This window comes from Meiothermus sp. CFH 77666 (assembly GCF_017497985.1).
Classification (GTDB): Bacteria; Deinococcota; Deinococci; order Deinococcales; family Thermaceae; genus Meiothermus.
In genome coordinates, this window is record NZ_JAGDFV010000001.1 from 214,230 (window position 1) to 231,164 (window position 16,935).

Genomic DNA, 16,935 nt, shown 5'->3' on the forward strand with positions numbered 1-16,935 from the left:
ACCGGCAAGAAAATTCGCCGCAAGACCGAGAGCCAGGTGCCGCTCAGCTACCAGGAACTCTCGAGCCGCATCCTGCCCGAACTACACCTGCTGGCCGCCGAAGCCGGAATTCCCAACTACAAGAAGCTCTCCAAAGATGAGCTGGTGATGCTCTTGCTATCGCAGGAAGCCACCGAGGAGGGCCTGGCCATTGCCAAAGGCTACCTGGAGATTAGCCAGGATGGGTATGGCTTCTTGCAGGAAAGCCTCTACACCATGGAATCCCGCACGGTGATTGTCTCGGCGGGCCTGATCAAGCAGTATCAGCTTCGCACGGGCGACTACGTTGTGGGTAAGGCCCGCCCGGCGCGAGAAAATGAGCGTTACGGCACCCTTATGAAGGTGGAAGCGGTCAACAACCTCGACCCCGAGGCCGCCGCCAAACGCCCGAAGTTCGACGACCTGATTCCGCAGTTCCCCGACCGGCAGATAATCCTCGAGACCACCGGCGAGGAGTCCTCCAACCGGGTCATAGACCTGCTGGCACCAATTGGCCGGGGTCAGCGCGGCCTTATTGTGGCTCCACCCAAGGCGGGCAAGACCACCCTCCTGAAGAAGGTGGCCCGGGCGGTGCTGCGCAATGAGCCCGACATCAAGGTAATTGTGCTGCTGATTGATGAGCGGCCCGAGGAGGTTACCGACTTCCGTGAGTCGGTAGAAGGGGCTGACGTGATTGCCTCGACCTTCGACGAACCCCCGCAAAACCACATCCGGGTGGCCGAATTCGTGCATGAGCGCAGCCGCCGCATTGTGGAGGAGGGGGGCCACGTGCTGATTCTCCTGGACTCCATAACCCGACTGGCCCGGGCCAACAACCTGGTCACACCTCCTACCGGGCGTACGCTGTCGGGGGGTCTGGACTCGGCCGCGCTACACTTTCCCAAGCGCTTTTTAGGGGCGGCCCGCAACATTCGGGGCGGGGGGTCGCTAACCATCCTGGCTACGGCACTGGTTGAAACCGGCAGCCGCATGGACGATGTGATTTTTGAAGAGTTCAAGGGTACGGGCAACATGGAACTCCACCTCTCCCGTCGCCTCGAGGAGCGCCGCATCTTCCCGGCCATAGACATCCTCAAGTCGGGCACCCGGCGCGAAGAGCTACTGCTGGGCGAGGAGGTTATCCAGAAAATGTGGCTCTTACGCAAGGTGCTGGCCGATATGGATCCGGCCGAAGCCATGGAGATGTTGCTGGCACGTCTTTCCCGTACCAAGACCAACAAGGAGTTCCTTGCAACTTTGGGGGGAAAGTAGGTATACTCCCTGCGGAAGTCTCGGGAGCACAGGGTGCTTAGGTTAAGGACTCAGACACCCTGAGGTTCCGCGAGCGGGAGTAGCTTTCCAGCCACTCCAGAGCGATAATCGCAGTTTTGGAGGTTGACTTTGGCTATAAGCGAACTCTTGAGCAGTGTGCTGGCGACGGGCGTACTCGGTTTACCGATGGGGCTGGCCCAGGCTAACCTGCCAGGAACCGAAATTCCGGTTGACTCGCCCGCCCGCAAGGGTTGGGTGATGTACACCGTCCAGCCTGGTGATACCCTAAGCCAGATTGCACGCCGATACCGGGTAGATGCCAGGGCCATCATGTACAGCAGCGGCCTCAAGGGGGTGTCCTTACGCCCTGGACAGGCGCTACGCATCCCCCTGGTCGAAGAAACTAACGACGAGAGCCGCCTGCCGCCGGGGGTTCGCACCTATATCGTTCGTCGGGGCGATACGGTGCAGTCGGTGGCGAACCGCTTTGATCTGACCGTGTTAGGGCTGGTTTCGGCCAACCCGGGCCTGCCCAGCCTGGATCGCCTCGAGGTCGGCTCCACCCTCTACATTCCCACCGGAGAGCCGGGCCTGCTGGTTCGCCTCAAGCGGGGCGAGACCATCCAGGATCTGGCCAGCCGCTTTGGTCTCTCGGTTGCCGAAGTGGCCAGGGCCAACGAGCTCACCTCGCCAACCGATGTGCAGGCGGGGGATCTGGTTTTGCTGCCCGGGGTGCAGGCCAAAACCACCTACGACCGCTTGCTGCAAATCCGCGAGGCGGAGCGCAAAGCCCGTGAGGAAGAGGAACGCCGACTGGCCGAAGAACGGCGTCAGCGCGAGGAAGCCCGCCGCAAGCAGCTCGTAGAACAAAGGCGCCAGGAGCAGCAGGCACGCATGCGTCAGCAGCAGCAAGCCCAGAGCCAGCCCCGCCTCCGGCGGGCCAATGCGGTGGTGGCCGCAGCAGGGTATCGCTGGCCCATGTCGAACTTTACCATCACTACCTACTTTGGCCGGCGCGGGGTATTCCAGCGCTTCCACACCGGCATAGACCTGGCTGCACCGACCGGTACGCCCATCTATGCGGCCAGAGCTGGCCAGGTAGATACCGCGGGCTGGAGCCGCTTTGGCTATGGTTTGCACGTTATCCTGGATCACGGTGGAGCCCAGGAGACCCTTTATGGTCACATGTCGCGCATTGTGGTGCGTCCGGGCCAGTGGGTTGCCAGGGGCGACTTAATCGGCTACGTGGGTTCTACCGGGTGGAGCACCGGCCCCCACCTCCACTTTGAAGTACGGGTGGGGGGTGCAGCCCGCAACCCCATGGCCTATCTGCCCTAACCTGGTTTTCGAGACGGCTCAGGGGCCGTCTTCTTTTTATCATCACCGTAGCCTGGTAAGGGGGCAAGCCACTGGTCAATGGCTGTGAACCAAACCCCTGTGGCGAACCTCACGAACCGTTGCTGCCCTTATAGTCATCAGCGGTCTTGTCTGGGATAGGGGATTCTCAAACCTAGATGGCTCCATCTTTGTGAAGAGCGCTCTAGGAGGCTAAGCGAAAAAGCCTTATGCTACGGTGCTGGAGGGAGTTATGGAAAAAGGAACTTTGCGGGTCAAAACCGGATTCGCTGAAATGTTCAAGGGGGGCGTGATCATGGATGTGGTCAACGCCCAGCAAGCTGAGATTGCCCAGGAGGCCGGAGCGGTTGCGGTGATGGCCCTCGAGCGCGTACCCGCCGACATACGTGCGCAGGGGGGCGTGGCCCGCATGTCCGACCCCAAACTCATCAAGGAAATTATGTCCGCAGTCTCGATTCCGGTGATGGCCAAGTGCCGTATCGGGCACACTGTGGAAGCTCAGATTCTCCAGGCGCTGGGGGTAGACTTCATTGACGAGTCCGAGGTGCTGACCCCGGCGGATGAGTCGTTCCACATTGATAAACACGCCTTCAAGGTGCCCTTTGTTTGCGGGGCTACCGATATTGGCGAAGCTCTGCGGCGGATTGGAGAGGGGGCCGCCATGATCCGCACCAAGGGCGAGGCCGGCACTGGCAATGTGGTGGAGGCCGTGCGCCACGCCCGCAGCGTGATGGGGGCAATCCGGCAGATTCAGGCGCTCCCCCGCGAAGAGCTCATGACCTATGCCAAAAACCACGGCGCCCCCTACGAGCTGGTGCTCTGGGTTCATGAAAACGGCAAGCTGCCGGTGGTGAACTTCGCGGCCGGTGGGGTGGCGACTCCTGCCGACGCTGCCCTTATGATGCAACTGGGTATGGACGGGGTGTTTGTGGGTTCGGGCATTTTCAAGTCGGGCGACCCCCGCAAGCGGGCCAAGGCCATCGTGAGGGCGGTGACCCACTACAACAACCCCGAAGTTCTGGCCGAGGTCTCGGAAGACCTGGGCGAGGCCATGGTGGGCATCAACCTGGATTTCCTGTCGGAAGAAGAAAAACTGGCCAAGCGCGGCTGGTAGTTTTTGCCCTGAGAAGATGTACGCCCTCTCGCTTTACCGGCGGGAGGGTATTTTTTACTGGGTTCAAGTTACGGCAGAGTTACAAAAAACGTAACGTACTGGTGTATAGTTGTAACGCTATGCAAGCAGAAACCTTTGGCCTGGTTTTCTTTGCGGTCACGGCTTTGATTGTGTTGATTCCAGGTTGGCTGATACCAGCTTTGAACCGCAGCCGCCAGGAACGAGAGTTGCTTGCACTGGAAAAGATGCATCGCTTTGCCCTGAAGCACAACACCTTTGTTCGCAATCATCGGGGGGTGCGTTATGTGGTGGTTCTGGGCAAGCAGGGCTTCTACTACATGCTGGGGGGGCAGTTTGTGTCTCGAGAGCGGCTTTTGAAAGTGTTGGGAGAAGAACACGAAAAGCATCTGCTCAAGGCGGAGGGCGAAGAGAGCCGCCACGGCCCGACGATGACCCTGGTTACCGGTTCAGCCTAAAATCGGTTTGCCTCGAGGCCAGGGCAAGCCTGGCCTTCTTTTTGTGGGCGAAACAGACAGCTTGCTATAGGATTGAGGTTGTGAAAATTGGTGTAATGGCAATACAAGGTGACTTTCGTGAACACAAGCAAATGCTCAGATCGCTGGGGGTGGAGGCTGTTGAGGTGCGCCTTCCCAGGGATTTAGAAGGCCTGTCGGGGCTTATTGTGCCCGGGGGGGAGTCCACTACGATCGGCATGCTGGCCCGGGAGTATGGCCTCGAGGGCGCGGTACGTGAGCGCGTTCGGCAAGGCTCTTTGGCCGTCTGGGGAACCTGTGCGGGCGCGATCTGGTTGGCCAAAGAAATTCCGGAGTTTCCCGATCAGCCTCGGCTGGCTGCGCTGAATATTGCCGTGCAGCGCAACGCCTATGGGCGTCAGGTGGATAGTTTCGAGGAAGATTTAGAGATAGTTGGTTTTGACCGGCCTTTTCATGCTTTTTTTATTCGGGCACCACGTATTTTGAGCGTTGGTGAAGATGTTCGTATTCTGGCCAAACACAACGAGGAGGCTGTACTTGTGCAGTCGGGTGGGTTATTTGCCGGTACTTTTCACCCCGAACTGGGTGGTGACGCCCGAGTACATCAATTATTTTTGAGTGAGTGTAGAAATATTTCACCAGCATAGATTATCGTGAAAGAAATTACTTACTCGTGGCAGAGTATTACAGACGAAGGTAAAGGTTTCTCATAACTGCCTTTCCAGGCGGCGGCTGCTCTGCTCATTCTGGCACAGGCTTTTATCGTTTTCCCCTTTCCCTCTCCCGCAAGGGGAGAGGGTGGCGACAGCGCTGGCTAGTTTGGCGCCCTTTTTGCCAAATAAAGCAACTCTGGCGGTAACCGCTGTCGCCGGGTGAGGGGTTGAAGCGACGATGCCCAGGCAAATGATAAGAGCTTGATTCTGGCATTAGCAGGGCCCTGGGAAGCCTAGGAGAGTCGTACAATAAAGTGCTCTATGGCTGGACTCGAGAACCGCAAAGCCCGTCATGATTATGAAATCCTCGAAACCCTCGAAGCGGGCTTGGCCCTTAAGGGCACAGAGGTCAAGTCCATCCGGGCCGGCCAGGTGGACTTTACCGGAACCTTTGCCCGGTTTCAAAACGGCGAGCTTTTTCTGGAAAACCTCTACGTTGCTCCCTATGAGAAAGGTGGCTTCACCAACCACGACCCCCGCCGTCTGCGCAAGCTGTTACTCCACCGCCACGAGCTCAACAAGCTCAAAGCCCGCGTCGAGCAGAAGGGCCTGACCCTGGTGCCACTCAAAATTTATTTTAACGAACGGGGCAAGGCCAAGTTGCTGCTGGCCCTGGCCCGCGGCAAGCGCGATTATCAGAAGAGAGCGGATGATAAAAAACAAGCGGTTCGGCGAGAACTGGAAAGCTGGTAGCCTTTGGCTGCCCGACCCTCGACTTCTATGGTCTTGCGCTTCTAATCCGGGCCAAGTAAAACTGTAGCGACTGGAATCAGCATGCAGCGCTTATTGTTAGTAGGATTGCTATGGCTTGGCCTGGGCTGGGCCCAGTATGAAAACCGTTTACTGGTGGGCTTCCAGGAGAGCCAGGCCATCTACCCGGGCGGCAGTACGGTAGCCTATGGGCCTGCAAAGTTTATTGCAGAAGCCTTGGGGCTAGGCTACCTCGAGGCCTCAGGCAAGGTCTATCTGAGCCTGGGTAGCCGGGTCGCAGCGTTTGGTGTTAGCAGTCAGGGCGCTGATGCGGCGCGATTGCTGAACGCCTACCGCTATCAGGGCAGCCTGTGGATTCCGGTGCAGGAGCTGGCTCGAAACCTTGACCTGTACTACCGCAACGACTATGGCGCGCCGGTTTTGGCCCTGCGCCCGGCCAGGCTACTGGAAGTGCAGCGAGCCGTGGCGGGCTCGAGCGAACGCTACATCCTGCGCTTTGACCGCGATGTGCAGGTACGGATTCTGGCCAACAACCCCCCACGCCTGGCCATGATAGGGGTGCGCGAGGTGCCGGAGGCGCCATCCAACTCGCCCATCAGCTTTAGTCGAGAGGACTGGGGCAGCGAAATTTACCTGCCCCAGGGCAACGACCCTCCGCGCCTTTTATTCCTGCCTCGGCAGGTCATTGTGGAACGCGGCGGCCTCAATCGGCTGCCCAGGGTGGTGCTCGATGCCGGACACGGGGGAGCCGATACCGGGGTAGTGGTGGGCGGCTTGCGGGAAAAAGATCTGGTATTGAGCGTAAGTCAGCGATTGCAAAGCCTGCTTCAAGGCAGGCTCGAGGTGATCATGACCCGCAACGCCGACCGTGCTGTACCCCTCCTGGCCAGGGCCCAGTACGCTACTTCAGCCCAAGTATTTATCAGCCTGCACGCAGCGCCAGGAAATCGGGTTACGGTTTACAGCCACCCCGAGGTGCAGACCCTGCGCCTGCTGGAAAAAGGCCGCGAGCTATCGGCCCGTACCCCCGCCAGCCAGCGAGCGGTTCTGGAGCGCTATGTGGCGGCACCCGGCTCGGCCGCGCGGTTTGCTCAGGGGGTCTCGGAAGGCTTTGCCGCCGCGGGCATTCTGGCCAACACCAGCCAGGATGCCATGTACGTGTTATCAATGGCAGGAGGAGCCGCAATTCTGGTGGAGGTGGGCTTTGAGCAGCTCCGTACTCCCCAGGGACGCGAGCAGGTAGCCGAGGTGCTGGCTAGGGCGGTTTTGGCCTACCTGGGCCTGCCCAAAACCACGTCCTTATCGAACTCCAGTTCCACGGGAGGTACCAGGCCGTGAGACGGATGCTGAGCTTTACCAACCTGCTGGGGCTGGTTGTGCTGCTGCTGGGTGTTTGGGCGCTCTGGGTGCAGCAGGGGGATACCGGCTCGAGGTCGCTCAACCTGCCTTCCGATCTGGAGAACCAGGGGCCCCGCGTCCTTAAGCTACACTTTGCGAAAGACACTGGGGATGGCCTGTTAGTGGAGGAGCGCACCGTACAGATTGCCGAAGGTGAGTACGTGCTGGGGCGGGTGATGGACGAACTGGTACGGGGACCCCAAATACAAGGGGCCGCACCCCTGGTTCCGGCGGGAACCCCTGCACCCACCGTTTTCTTGCGCGACAGCACCGCCCTGGTAGACTTACCAGCAGCCTATGGGCGGCTGAACTACGGCACTAAGGGTGAACTGGCCCTGATTTACGGCATCACCAATACCCTGCTGGAATTTAAAGAAATACAGCAGGTCAAGTTTTTGCTGGAGGGCAAGGAAGTCGAGAGCCTGGGGCACCTATCCCTCCTGGATCCGTTCAAGCGACAAGGGCAGTGAAGAGAGGTCAATGGTCAATAGTCGATATTCAATGGTCATTTCGTCGCCTGAAGCACGAGGATTTTGACCAGTAACGTATTTGGATATTTGAACCCTTATGAAGATCGAGCGACTTATCCTGCAAGGCTTCAAATCCTTTGGCGAACGCACCAGCCTCGAGTTTGGCCCGGGCATCTATGGCATTGTGGGCCCCAACGGCTCCGGTAAGAGCAACCTGGTGGAGGCGCTGCGCTGGGTGGTGGGGGCGCGTGCGCGGGAGCTGCGGGGGGAAGAGGCCCTTTCGCTGTTGTTCCACGGCTCTGACGGTAAAGCGCCGCTGGGGTTTGCCGAAGTGGGCCTCGAGCTGGGGGGCAACGGCCAGCGGGTGAACCTGAGCCGCCGCCTCGAGCGCGACGGCAATAGCGAGATACGCCTCAACGGCTCGCGCAGCACCCTGCGACAGGTGGAGCAGGCTCTGATGGGCACGGGGCTTTCCCGAACCGGTTACGCCATTGTGGGGCAGGGCGAGGTGGGGCAAATTTTGCAGGCGGGGCCTGAGGTACTGCTTTCCTACCTGGAGGAAGCCGCCGGTCTGCGGGCCGTCACCCAGGCCAGCAAAACCGCGCACGAACGTTTGGAGAGTGCTACCCTCGAGCTGCAAACCCGTATCCAGGAACTCTCCGAGCGCAAGGCCTCGGTAGCCGAAAAAGCCCAGCAGGCCGAGGTTGCCCGCAGGGCCGCTACCCTGGCCGCCCGCAGCCTGGTGCTGCGCCGCAGTGTGCTGGCCGCCCGTATTCGCGAAGCCGACCAGGAGGCCAAAGCTGCGCGGCAGAAAGCCCAGGCGCTGGAACAGGAGCGCACCGAGGCCAGCCAGCGTTTGCGCGAACTCGAGGCCGAGAAAAGCCAGGCCCTGGAGGCCCTGGAAGCCGCCCAGAATGCCCACAGCGAGGCCCTAAGGCAAGCCGAGGCCCTGAGCGGCGAGCTGCGGCTGGCCGCTCAGGAGCAGGCTTCGCTCGAGGCACTGTTGCGCCGCCTGGCGCAGGACATGGCCGAAAGCGAAACCAGACTGACCCGGCTGCGCTCGCTCCCGGAGCCTGTAGCCCCCGGCGAGCCGGAGCCCAGCGCTGAGGCCACCCGGGGCTACCAGCAGCGCTTACAGGACCTGCAAGCTGCCATACAGGCTGAAGAACGGCGGCTGAAGGAACAGCAGCAAGCCTTCGAGCGCTACCTGCAAGCCCAGGCCACCTACGAGGCACAGAAACTGGCCTACGAGCAGATGCTGGCCCAAAAAGCCGCCCTCGAGGCCGACCAGGGCCGTCTCGAGGCCGAATTGAAACACCTGCAGGAGCAGCTTGCGATGGCGCAGGCCCGTGAAAACGAGCTTCGCGCTCAGTTGAATGAACTGGTCAGGCAAGAAGGCCAGACCCTGAGCGAGGCCCGTGCAGCCGATGCCGAAGCCCGCCGCCTCGAGGCCACGCTGCGTTCCGGCTCCGACCTGGCCGAGGGCCCCAAGCGAGCCCGCGAGGCCGGCATTCCGGGCCTGATGGGGGTGGTGGCCGATCTGCTGCAGGTGCCCGCTGGGCTCGATCTGGCCATCGAAGTAGCGATGGGCGGGCGAATGCAATGGGTGCTGACCGAGCACGAGCAGGCTGCCCAGGCCGCTGTGCAGCACCTCAAACAGCACGGGGGCCGGGCGACCTTTCTGCCGCGCACCCTGCTGCGAACCTTCCGGGAACGGGAGCGCGACTGGAGCAAGGAGCCAGGCGTGGTGGGGGTGGCCCGCCGACTGGTGCAGCTACCGGCCTGCCCCGAGGCCCTGCCCACGCTGCTAGGCGAGACCCTGGTAATGGAAAACCTGGAGGCTGCGCTTGCCCTGGCCAGGGCGCATCCCGACCATCCGCGCATCGTCACCCTGGAAGGCGAGTTGCTAGAGGCGAACGGAGCCATCACGGGGGGGCGCGTGCAGCGCGGCGGGCAGATGCTCACCCTGCGCCGCCGGTATCAGGAAGTAAAGGCCGAAGCCCTTCGACTGAACACCGAGGCCGAAGCCCTGCAAACCCAAACCAAAAGCCTGCGGGCCGAACTGGCCAGCCTCGAGGTATCCCAGTTGCAGCGCCGTCAGACCGAGCTGGGTTCCGAGCTCAAAGCGGTGCAAAAAAGCCTGGCCCGACTCTCGCAAAACGCCGTTCCACTAGCGCCACAGCCCGTACCCCCACCCCAGCCCGAACGCCTGCAAGCCCTGCGCCATGAGCGCGAGGTGCTCAGCATGCAGGTTACCCAGGAGCGTGAGCTGGCCGCGCAGTGGCGGCGCTACCGAGAGGATCTCGAGCGCTACCACCAGGCCCAGAAAGAAATGGGTGAACTCGAGGCCCGCCTGCACCACCTGCGAACCGAGCAGGCCGAGTTAGCCCAGAAGCTCACCGCTACCCAGGCCCGTAAAGCCGAACTCGAGCAGGCCCAGCGCGGCCTGAACCTGCGCCAGCTTGAAAGCGCTCTGCACACTGCCCGGGGCCGAACTCGAGCGCTGTCGGAGGAAGAAACCCGGCTGATCGGGCGCACCAACCAACTTCTAACCGACCTCGAGGCCCTTCACCTGACCCAGGCCCGGCGCGAGGCCACCATCGAGACCCTACAGCAAGAACTGACCGAGCTGCCCCCGGGGCCGGTGGAGGAAGGTTCCTCGCGCAGCCTGGCCCGCGCCCTCTCGGAAACCGAGGCCGCCCTGGAAGCCCTGGGCCCCATCAACCACCTGGCCGAGCAGGAATACGCCCTTCTGAGCGAGGACATCCAGAAGCTCGAGGTAGCCTTGCAGGAGTCGGAAGAGGTCGTGCGCAAGCTGGAGGCCGAGCTGCGCGGGGTAGAGTCCGAGTACCGCGAACGAATGCATCAGGTTTATGCGGTGTTCAAGGAAAAATTCGCCCACTACGCCAGCGCCTTACTCGACGCCGAGGTCAAGCTCGAGCGCACCCATCATGGCCTGGATCTGGTGCTCAAGCCCGCCGGCAAGCGCACGGTGAACCTGAACCTGCTCTCCATGGGCGAGCGAACTATGGGCGCTCTGGCTTTTTTATTCGCCTTATCGGAGATAGGGGAGAGCAACACCACCGGCGCAGGCGGTTTGCCCATTGCCGTTCTTGACGAGGTGGACGCGCCGCTGGACGAGGCTAATATACAGCGCTTTTGCCGCTTCTTGCAGCACTTCAAAGGCCAGACCCAGTTTATACTGGTCACCCACCAGAAGCGCACCATGGAAGCCTGCGATGCCCTCTACGGCGTGACTACCGACAGGGGCCTGAGCCGGGTGTACAGCATCAAGCGCGAGGAAGCTATTACCTGACTGCTAAACTATAGCCATGAACCCCACCCTGCTCAGCGTGAAGGAGTACTTAGAGCTCGAGGAGCGCGCAGAACTCCGCCACGAATATGTTGATGGGCGACTTCTAGCCATGGCCGGGGAGACCCAGGAGCACGAAGACATTGTACTCAACCTGGTTGAAGCCCTCCGTCCGCTGGCCAGGGGCAAGGGTTGCAGGCTGTACACCACCAACATCAAGTTGCAAGTTCGACCTACCCGATTCCGCTATCCCGATCTGATGGTGATTTGCAGCCCTAAGGTTGAGCCGAGAATTGAATTTGCCCCCTGCTTGATTGTGGAAGTTTTATCGGATAGCACCGAACAAACCGATCTCAGTGAGAAACTGAGTGAATACACTGCGCTGCCCAGCCTCGAACGCTACCTACTGGTCTCTCAGACCCACAAACTGGTTCTGGTCTATATCCGGCAGCCTGACGGCTGGCGGCTCGAGACCCTTGAGAATAGCGGCGAAGTTTACATCCCTTGTCTGGATGTAAGCCTTACCCTCGAGGAAATTTACCGGGGACTTGCCCTTTGATAGGTGAATCTACTGCTTTGGGCGTACCATTTTGCCGTAAGGGAATGCAATTGCCAAGGCCCGGGCGATAACCAGAGCCAGTATGCCCGCACTCCAGACCAACACATCCGCACCCTTAATATCTCCCGAGAACAGCCCCAGCATCATCTCACGTAGAACAAATATCACTGCCACTTCAACCAAAATCTCGGCCCGGATGCGGTCGTACTCAAAGTAGTCCACAAAGGCCCGTACCAGCTCGAGCACCACTACCAATGAAAGGATATTTGTGACCAGATCTTTCAGGCCCAGACGAACCGTGGGCTGGCTGACCGCAAGGCCTAGGTCCATCAGGGTGCGCCCTACACTCACCAGCAGGCCTATCAGCAGGGCTACAAGTGCAAGGTTGAAGATAACCCGGGTGATGATCCGAAAAATGTTGAGCAAGTTTTGTTGGGTGATCATGCGTCCTCCAACTTGTCCACCACCTCAAACAACCCTTCCAGATCCATTTTGGCGTAGATGGCGCTGGTGTTGATGTTGGTGTGCCCCAGCAGCCTTGCCGTGGCGTGCAGGTCGCGGCTAGCCCGGTAGAAGCGCGTTCCGGCGGTGTGCCGCAGCATGTGGGCCCCGTAGTAGCGCTTGGGAAAGCCCAGGGTTCGGTAATGTCGGTTCAGGATTTTCCGCAAGGTTTTGTCGGTCATGGCCTGGCCGCTGGCCTTGCGCCCCCCCAGGTTGACGAGCAAAGCCCGCTCGCCCGCAGCAGCGTGCACCAGCCGAAGTTTCAGCCAGCCCTCTAGCTCCCGCACCAGTGCGCGTGAGAGGGGCACGCTGCGCTGTTTGCCGCCCTTACCGTTGCGGATAAGCAAGAGCCGCTCCTCGAGATGCACATCCTCCACCCATAAGTTAACAAGTTCACTAATACGCAGCCCGGCCTCGGCCATGAGCCGCACCGCCAGGCGATCCCGGTAGGTTTGGGGCTCGCCGCCCGCAAGGTACGCTAAGAGCTTCTGGTACAGGCCCTGAGGCAGGGCCGGGCGACGTTCTTCGGGGGGTGTGGGGTCTTTGGGCGAGCGTACCTGCGGTAGCTTGGCAGCACCCGCCCACTCGAGCGCCCGGTACAAAGCCCGCACGCCCGCCACGTAGGTTGCAATGGAGCCCGGCTTCAGGACTTGACCATCGGAGCCTGTCAGATGACCGCCCTGGGTTTGCAGGTCGGCGATGTAGCGGTCGAGGTCGTCGGCCTCGGCCTTCAGGATGTCGAGCGACTGCGTCTCCGACCAGGCCCAGGCCAGGAAGTCGCGCACCGCTAACTGATAGTTCTCCAGGGTTCTGGCGCTCAGGGTGGCGCGTTTGCGGCCCTTGAGCACCATGTAGGCCCGGAGCAGCTCGAGCAGACCTGACTCGTTGCGCTCGTGTGCCGCCCGAACGGCCTCGAGGCGGCGCTTGGTGGGGTTGTGCCAGTTGGCAAGCGGCACCAGCATGGTTCCAGTATACAAAAAGCGCACTTATTTATCTAAGTGCGCTTTTTATTTCCGCCTTTTGAAAGCAATAAACCCCAGGGAAAAGTCCTGGGGTTTTTGACCAGATGCAATTCTACCAGTCTTGCTTCACCACAGCGGTTTGGAGAAGCTCAGTTTGACCAGCCCTTTTTCGGCCACAATGGCTTCACCAGGGTTCAGGATGGCCAGGCCTCTTGGTTTTTCCAGGCTCACCTCGAGAATCAGGCGCTTTGCAAGCGGCTTGACCGCCGGTCTGACCTCGAGGCCCGCCTCAGGAGAATCCCACTCCGTAAAGGCCAGGTCGTCAGCCTGGTTCAGATCCACGCTATAGACCCGGCTTTTCTGGCCGTCGTACTCGTGTATCAGCAGCAGCCGGGGCTTGGGCCAGGCCAGGCCCACCACCTCGTTTTTGGGGTTATCCAGCAGATAGGCATACTCGGCAAAAAGGCCGTCTGGATTAAGGCCCAGCAGCACCAGCCGGAGCACCGGCGAGCTCGAGGCGGCCTCACAGCTAGGCACGCACAGGGGCCGCCCGCCAATCAGGGCCAGGTAGTTTCGGCTTTCATCCAGCGCAACACCCCCCAGCAGGCCCTTGTGAATACCCTGAGCAAAGACCGGCGGCAGTGCTTCCCGCGCACCTGTCTGCCCGATGGGCCCGTATACCCGGCTCTTCTGGGTTTTTGGGTCGAGGAACAAAAGCCGCTGGCCGCCCTCGAGCCAGGCCCAGCCCTCACTGGCCGCAGCGACGGCCTCGGCTATGGGGTAAAAGGCTTCGATGCTGGGCTGCTCAGACAGCCGCAACAAGGCCAGCGCACTCTCCCCCTCCCGGCGCAAGGTGACCCAGACCTGCCCATTTCGCATGGCCTGGCCGAGGTGTACCAGGGTATCCTCAAGGCTCAAGCCCGCCCAGGCTTCGGGTAGCGGTACGCGGGCCATTTCACCAAGCGTAAGCCTGGCCTGCTCGAGGGCGGGCTGGGCGCTGCTGGCCTGTACCAATGGCTCCGCAGGCTGCTGCGGGGCGGGGTTACGGGAAATGTTGGTCGGAGCCGGTTGGGCCGCCCCCTGCGCAACCGGCGGTGTAACAGTAGCCCTGGTTGGGTTCGATGGAGCCGTGGAGCTGTTTGCAGCTGCCTTGGGGTTGTTGGACGCAGCCGCCAGAGCGCTCAGGTGCTCATCGAGCTTCCAGAGCGAGTGGGCCATCTGATAGCGGCTGACCGCCTCGCTCCCCCGAAACAGTCCATCCGAGCCAAGGGGCATAATCTGAAGGGCCACCATCCGCAGCACTGCGGCCTCGGCCCAGTGGGCTGCGGGCAGGTCATCGGGTCGGACGAGCTTGGCGGGCGCAGCCAGGCCCAGGCGTTGGGTGAGTTTGTCCAGCACCACTGCCAGCTGATACCGGGTCAGCAACGAGGTTCCGCGGTAGGTCTGATCCGGGAAACCCTGCACAAGCCCCTCCCCTACCATCCGGCGGATGCCGGGCAGGGCCCAGTGGTTGGGCTTCACGTCCTTGAAGCGCACCTCGGCCTCCTGGGCGGCCAGAGGGCTGTCGGCCAGTACCCGTGCAAGGGTGGTGGCCAGTTGAAAACGATCCAGCCGCACCTCACCCTTGAACAAGCCCCCCGGAAAGCCCTGCAGCCAGCCTCGAGCGGTCACCTGGCCCACCGCCTGGGCCGCCCAGTGGTCGGCGGGCACATCGTTTGGCATCGCTAACGCAGTCGTTACAAAAAACGTTACAAACATCAAAAATCTCATGATTGCAATACTAGAAGGCTCAACACACCTTATTCGTGCATTTGTCACAGGAAATCGTTACGTGTTCTCACCCAGTTTCATCAAAGCTTAAGCCAATGTTGAGTTAACACCGGGGTTCAGAAATGGACTTTCTATACTCCGGGCATATGGAAACCAATTTCGTGACGGCTCTGCTAATGGCTGGTCTGGTGTTCTTGATTTTGTTCTCGATCTGGTATCCGCAGGCACAAAACCATAAGGTAGACCAGGGGGTACGGGCCCTGGCCCGCATGTCGCGCCACGCCAGGCGGCACAACACCCTGGTGCGCTATCACAACGGCGTGCCCTTCGTCGTGACCCATCAGCGCCGGGGTCTGGTTTACATGTACGCCGGCAAATTTGTGACTCGAGACCAACTGGTCAAACTGCTGGGCAGTGAAGACACTGTGCGTCGAGCTGAACAGGAGGAGTCGCAGGTAGCGCCCAATCCCACCCGCCTAACTATCCCTGGCTAAACATGCCCAGGAGCGCATGTGGTACACAAACGTTGCCGCCCACGAAAACGAAAATGCGTTTGGGCCCAGACGCATGTTTTCGAGTTCCCAGATTGCCCAGCTAGGGAGCCAGCATAGAGTAAATGACAGGGTTCCGACTCAAAGCCACGGCTATGCGCTGGGCGGCTGCGCGCAGTTCTGGAAGGCGCTCGTCCACCAACTTTTCGGGGGTAACAAGTCCGGTGTAGCCCGATGTGTTGATGGCCGCAACCGTAGTGCCATCAGGTGCACGGATAGGAACCGCCAATGCCGTTACACCATAATCTAGCTCGTCTACGGTGCTAGCATAGCCTAGCTGACGCACCTGCTGGATAATTCGCCTTAGTTCGCTCTTGTCAGTGATCGTGCGGCTTGTCAGAGGTACTGGATTCAGCTCGGACAGCCAGGTGTCCAGGCGCTCCTCGCTCAAACCTGCCAGCAAAACCCGCCCCAAGGAGGTGGCGAAAGCCGGATAACGCGCCCCTACATGTGCAGCTGCCCGTCGTGCTCGCTGTACTGAGTAATGAGCTACGTACAAAACATCATGACCATACAGTGTGGCAACAGAGGAAGCATCGCCAAAGGCCTCTACCAGGGCTCGGAGTTCAGGCAAAAACACCTCGTCTACCCGCGCAGCAAAATAAAAGGCCGAGCCTATACCCAATACCCTCGGTCGTAAGTAGTAACGCTTACCCACCTGGCCCACATAGCCAAGGGTTTTGAGAGTGATCAGACTCCGACGAACCGCAGCCGGGGGCAGGCCAGTCCGGCGAGCGATATCGCTCAGGGTCATCTCGCTGTGATAAGCATCGAAAGCTTCCAAAACCGCAAGACCTCTGGCAAATGCCTCCACAAATTCTGCTGGACGCTCTGTTTCGGGGGTTGGGAGTTGAAGCTTCATCCTTCAGGGGCCAATACGAAGTCGAAGGTAAACTGAGCGTCCGGACGTCGCTTAAGGGGTAAGTCAAGAACCTGATCCTTCCTGACGGGCTCGAGCTTGACTACCAAAGAACGCCTCACCCCAAAGACCGCATCGCTATCAAGGTACTCGCTGTTTTCGAAAAATACCTCGGTTACCAGGGGGCGGTAGCCTTCGGCCGAGACCATGTAATGCAAGTGTGCAGTGCGCCAGGCGTGCCGCTTTCCGGCCCTCAACAAATCACCTACAGGGCCGTCATAGGGCACCGTGTAGGGCCTAGGCATGACCGTAGTATACCAGTACTCACCTTTCTCGTTGGTTCGGAGCCTTCCTCGCAGGTCGTATTTGTCTCGGCCGTATTTTTGTTCCTGAATAGGGTAAGTGCCGGATGCGTCGGCCTGCCAGGTATCCACAATGGCACCAGCGATTGGCCTGCCCAGGGTATCGCGCACGATGCCTCGGGTCAGCAAAACTACCCCGTCATACCCTTCGGCCAGGTCGCTGCCCAGCTCTCGCTCAGGAGCATCCGGCAGGTAAAAGGGACCTAGATTTGAGTGGGGGGTGCCACCCCCATAGCTGTTGATCATATCAACCAGAGCAGAAAGGCCTAGTACGTCTGAAAGGAGAATGAACTCACTTCGCTCTGGGTTGGAGATCTTCCCACACTCGTAAAGGAAGTTCATTACCATCATCCACTCTTCGTGAGTAAGGCGCACCTCCCGAACATAATCGTGCAGATGCTGCACGAAGGTGTCCAGAAGGAACCTGAAACGAGAGTCCGGCTCGATTTGAAACGAGTCCTGAACTGCCTGGGTGATAGAAAACTCATTAATGTCGCGCACGCCTAACCCCT

The 16,935-nt window shown here is 60.2% G+C and carries 16 protein-coding genes; 11 read left to right on the top strand and 5 right to left on the bottom strand.

What is annotated here, in order from left to right:
- Positions 1-12 precede the first annotated feature (12 nt).
- From rho to J3L12_RS01030, 10 genes are all read left to right on the top strand, one after another.
- On the top strand, positions 13-1,290 hold the full coding sequence (gene rho / locus J3L12_RS00985) for a transcription termination factor Rho (RefSeq protein ID WP_208013281.1): 1,278 nt from the start codon (positions 13-15) through the stop codon (positions 1,288-1,290).
- A gap of 186 nt (positions 1,291-1,476) precedes the next feature.
- Positions 1,477-2,628: a peptidoglycan DD-metalloendopeptidase family protein gene (locus J3L12_RS00990; RefSeq protein WP_208013282.1), complete on the top strand. Its 1,152-nt coding sequence runs from the start codon at positions 1,477-1,479 to the stop codon at positions 2,626-2,628.
- A gap of 250 nt (positions 2,629-2,878) precedes the next feature.
- Positions 2,879-3,760, top strand: a complete 882-nt coding sequence (gene pdxS / locus J3L12_RS00995; RefSeq protein ID WP_208013165.1) for a pyridoxal 5'-phosphate synthase lyase subunit PdxS — start codon at positions 2,879-2,881, stop codon at positions 3,758-3,760.
- A 119-nt stretch (positions 3,761-3,879) separates the two neighbouring features.
- Positions 3,880-4,236 carry a hypothetical protein gene (locus J3L12_RS01000; RefSeq protein WP_208013166.1) on the top strand — a complete coding sequence of 119 codons (357 nt, stop codon included), beginning with the start codon at positions 3,880-3,882 and terminating at the stop codon, positions 4,234-4,236.
- Positions 4,237-4,316: 80 nt separating this feature from the next.
- Complete coding sequence (pdxT, locus tag J3L12_RS01005; protein ID WP_347708813.1) at positions 4,317-4,901, top strand: pyridoxal 5'-phosphate synthase glutaminase subunit PdxT; 585 nt, start codon at positions 4,317-4,319, stop codon at positions 4,899-4,901.
- 327 nt (positions 4,902-5,228) lie between these two features.
- Positions 5,229-5,660: an SsrA-binding protein SmpB gene (gene smpB / locus J3L12_RS01010; RefSeq protein ID WP_208013167.1), complete on the top strand. Its 432-nt coding sequence runs from the start codon at positions 5,229-5,231 to the stop codon at positions 5,658-5,660.
- Positions 5,661-5,741: 81 nt separating this feature from the next.
- Complete coding sequence (locus tag J3L12_RS01015) at positions 5,742-7,016, top strand: N-acetylmuramoyl-L-alanine amidase (protein ID WP_208013168.1); 1,275 nt, start codon at positions 5,742-5,744, stop codon at positions 7,014-7,016.
- Positions 7,017-7,021: 5 nt separating this feature from the next.
- Positions 7,022-7,546, top strand: a complete 525-nt coding sequence (locus J3L12_RS01020) for a GerMN domain-containing protein (RefSeq protein WP_243454807.1) — start codon at positions 7,022-7,024, stop codon at positions 7,544-7,546.
- Between the two features lie 97 nt (positions 7,547-7,643).
- Complete coding sequence (locus J3L12_RS01025; protein ID WP_208013170.1) at positions 7,644-10,862, top strand: AAA family ATPase; 3,219 nt, start codon at positions 7,644-7,646, stop codon at positions 10,860-10,862.
- 16 nt (positions 10,863-10,878) lie between these two features.
- Positions 10,879-11,418 (top strand): Uma2 family endonuclease, encoded by a 540-nt coding sequence (locus tag J3L12_RS01030; RefSeq protein WP_208013171.1) that lies wholly within the window; start codon positions 10,879-10,881, stop codon positions 11,416-11,418.
- A gap of 9 nt (positions 11,419-11,427) precedes the next feature.
- Here J3L12_RS01030 and J3L12_RS01035 read toward each other — a convergent pair whose 3' ends face one another.
- The 3 genes from J3L12_RS01035 to J3L12_RS01045 all read right to left on the bottom strand — a co-directional run bounded on the left by J3L12_RS01035 (position 11,428) and on the right by J3L12_RS01045 (position 14,603).
- Positions 11,428-11,862, bottom strand: coding sequence for a phosphate-starvation-inducible PsiE family protein (locus J3L12_RS01035; RefSeq protein WP_208013172.1), 435 nt, complete (start codon positions 11,860-11,862; stop codon positions 11,428-11,430).
- Entirely contained in the window at positions 11,859-12,881 is a 1,023-nt protein-coding gene (locus tag J3L12_RS01040) for a tyrosine-type recombinase/integrase (protein WP_208013173.1), read from the bottom strand. Before J3L12_RS01040 ends, J3L12_RS01035 begins: the two co-directional genes overlap by 4 nt.
- Positions 12,882-13,007: 126 nt before the next feature.
- A complete protein-coding gene (locus J3L12_RS01045) occupies positions 13,008-14,603 on the bottom strand; it encodes an S-layer homology domain-containing protein (protein ID WP_243454781.1) in 1,596 nt (531 codons plus the stop codon).
- A gap of 194 nt (positions 14,604-14,797) precedes the next feature.
- Here J3L12_RS01045 and J3L12_RS01050 point away from each other — a divergent pair, with 194 nt between their 5' ends.
- Positions 14,798-15,145 (top strand): hypothetical protein, encoded by a 348-nt coding sequence (locus J3L12_RS01050; protein ID WP_208013175.1) that lies wholly within the window; start codon positions 14,798-14,800, stop codon positions 15,143-15,145.
- Between the two features lie 100 nt (positions 15,146-15,245).
- Here the strand turns inward: J3L12_RS01050 and J3L12_RS01055 are convergent, their stop codons facing one another.
- Positions 15,246-16,064: an IclR family transcriptional regulator C-terminal domain-containing protein gene (locus J3L12_RS01055; protein WP_208013176.1), complete on the bottom strand. Its 819-nt coding sequence runs from the start codon at positions 16,062-16,064 to the stop codon at positions 15,246-15,248.
- The gene (locus J3L12_RS01060) at positions 16,061-16,924 is read right to left on the bottom strand and encodes a dioxygenase (RefSeq protein ID WP_208013177.1); all 864 of its coding nucleotides are present in this window, start codon (positions 16,922-16,924) and stop codon (positions 16,061-16,063) included. Before J3L12_RS01060 ends, J3L12_RS01055 begins: the two co-directional genes overlap by 4 nt.
- Between the last annotated feature and the right edge of the window lie 11 nt (positions 16,925-16,935).

Excerpts from the sequence above, each read along its gene's own strand:
- J3L12_RS01035 (WP_208013172.1), bottom strand. The coding sequence starts at position 11,862 with ATGATCACCCAACAAAACTTGCTCAACATTTTTCGGATCATCACCCGG.
- J3L12_RS01025 (WP_208013170.1), top strand. The coding sequence starts at position 7,644 with ATGAAGATCGAGCGACTTATCCTGCAAGGCTTCAAATCCTTTGGCGAA.
- J3L12_RS01015 (WP_208013168.1), top strand. The coding sequence starts at position 5,742 with ATGCAGCGCTTATTGTTAGTAGGATTGCTATGGCTTGGCCTGGGCTGG.
- J3L12_RS01020 (WP_243454807.1), top strand. The coding sequence starts at position 7,022 with ATGCTGAGCTTTACCAACCTGCTGGGGCTGGTTGTGCTGCTGCTGGGT.
- pdxS (WP_208013165.1), top strand. The coding sequence starts at position 2,879 with ATGGAAAAAGGAACTTTGCGGGTCAAAACCGGATTCGCTGAAATGTTC.
- J3L12_RS01000 (WP_208013166.1), top strand. The coding sequence starts at position 3,880 with ATGCAAGCAGAAACCTTTGGCCTGGTTTTCTTTGCGGTCACGGCTTTG.
- J3L12_RS01050 (WP_208013175.1), top strand. The coding sequence starts at position 14,798 with ATGGAAACCAATTTCGTGACGGCTCTGCTAATGGCTGGTCTGGTGTTC.
- smpB (WP_208013167.1), top strand. The coding sequence starts at position 5,229 with ATGGCTGGACTCGAGAACCGCAAAGCCCGTCATGATTATGAAATCCTC.
- J3L12_RS01040 (WP_208013173.1), bottom strand. The coding sequence starts at position 12,881 with ATGCTGGTGCCGCTTGCCAACTGGCACAACCCCACCAAGCGCCGCCTC.
- J3L12_RS01045 (WP_243454781.1), bottom strand. The coding sequence starts at position 14,603 with ATGCCAAACGATGTGCCCGCCGACCACTGGGCGGCCCAGGCGGTGGGC.
- J3L12_RS01055 (WP_208013176.1), bottom strand. The coding sequence starts at position 16,064 with ATGAAGCTTCAACTCCCAACCCCCGAAACAGAGCGTCCAGCAGAATTT.
- J3L12_RS00990 (WP_208013282.1), top strand. The coding sequence starts at position 1,477 with ATGGGGCTGGCCCAGGCTAACCTGCCAGGAACCGAAATTCCGGTTGAC.
- J3L12_RS01030 (WP_208013171.1), top strand. The coding sequence starts at position 10,879 with ATGAACCCCACCCTGCTCAGCGTGAAGGAGTACTTAGAGCTCGAGGAG.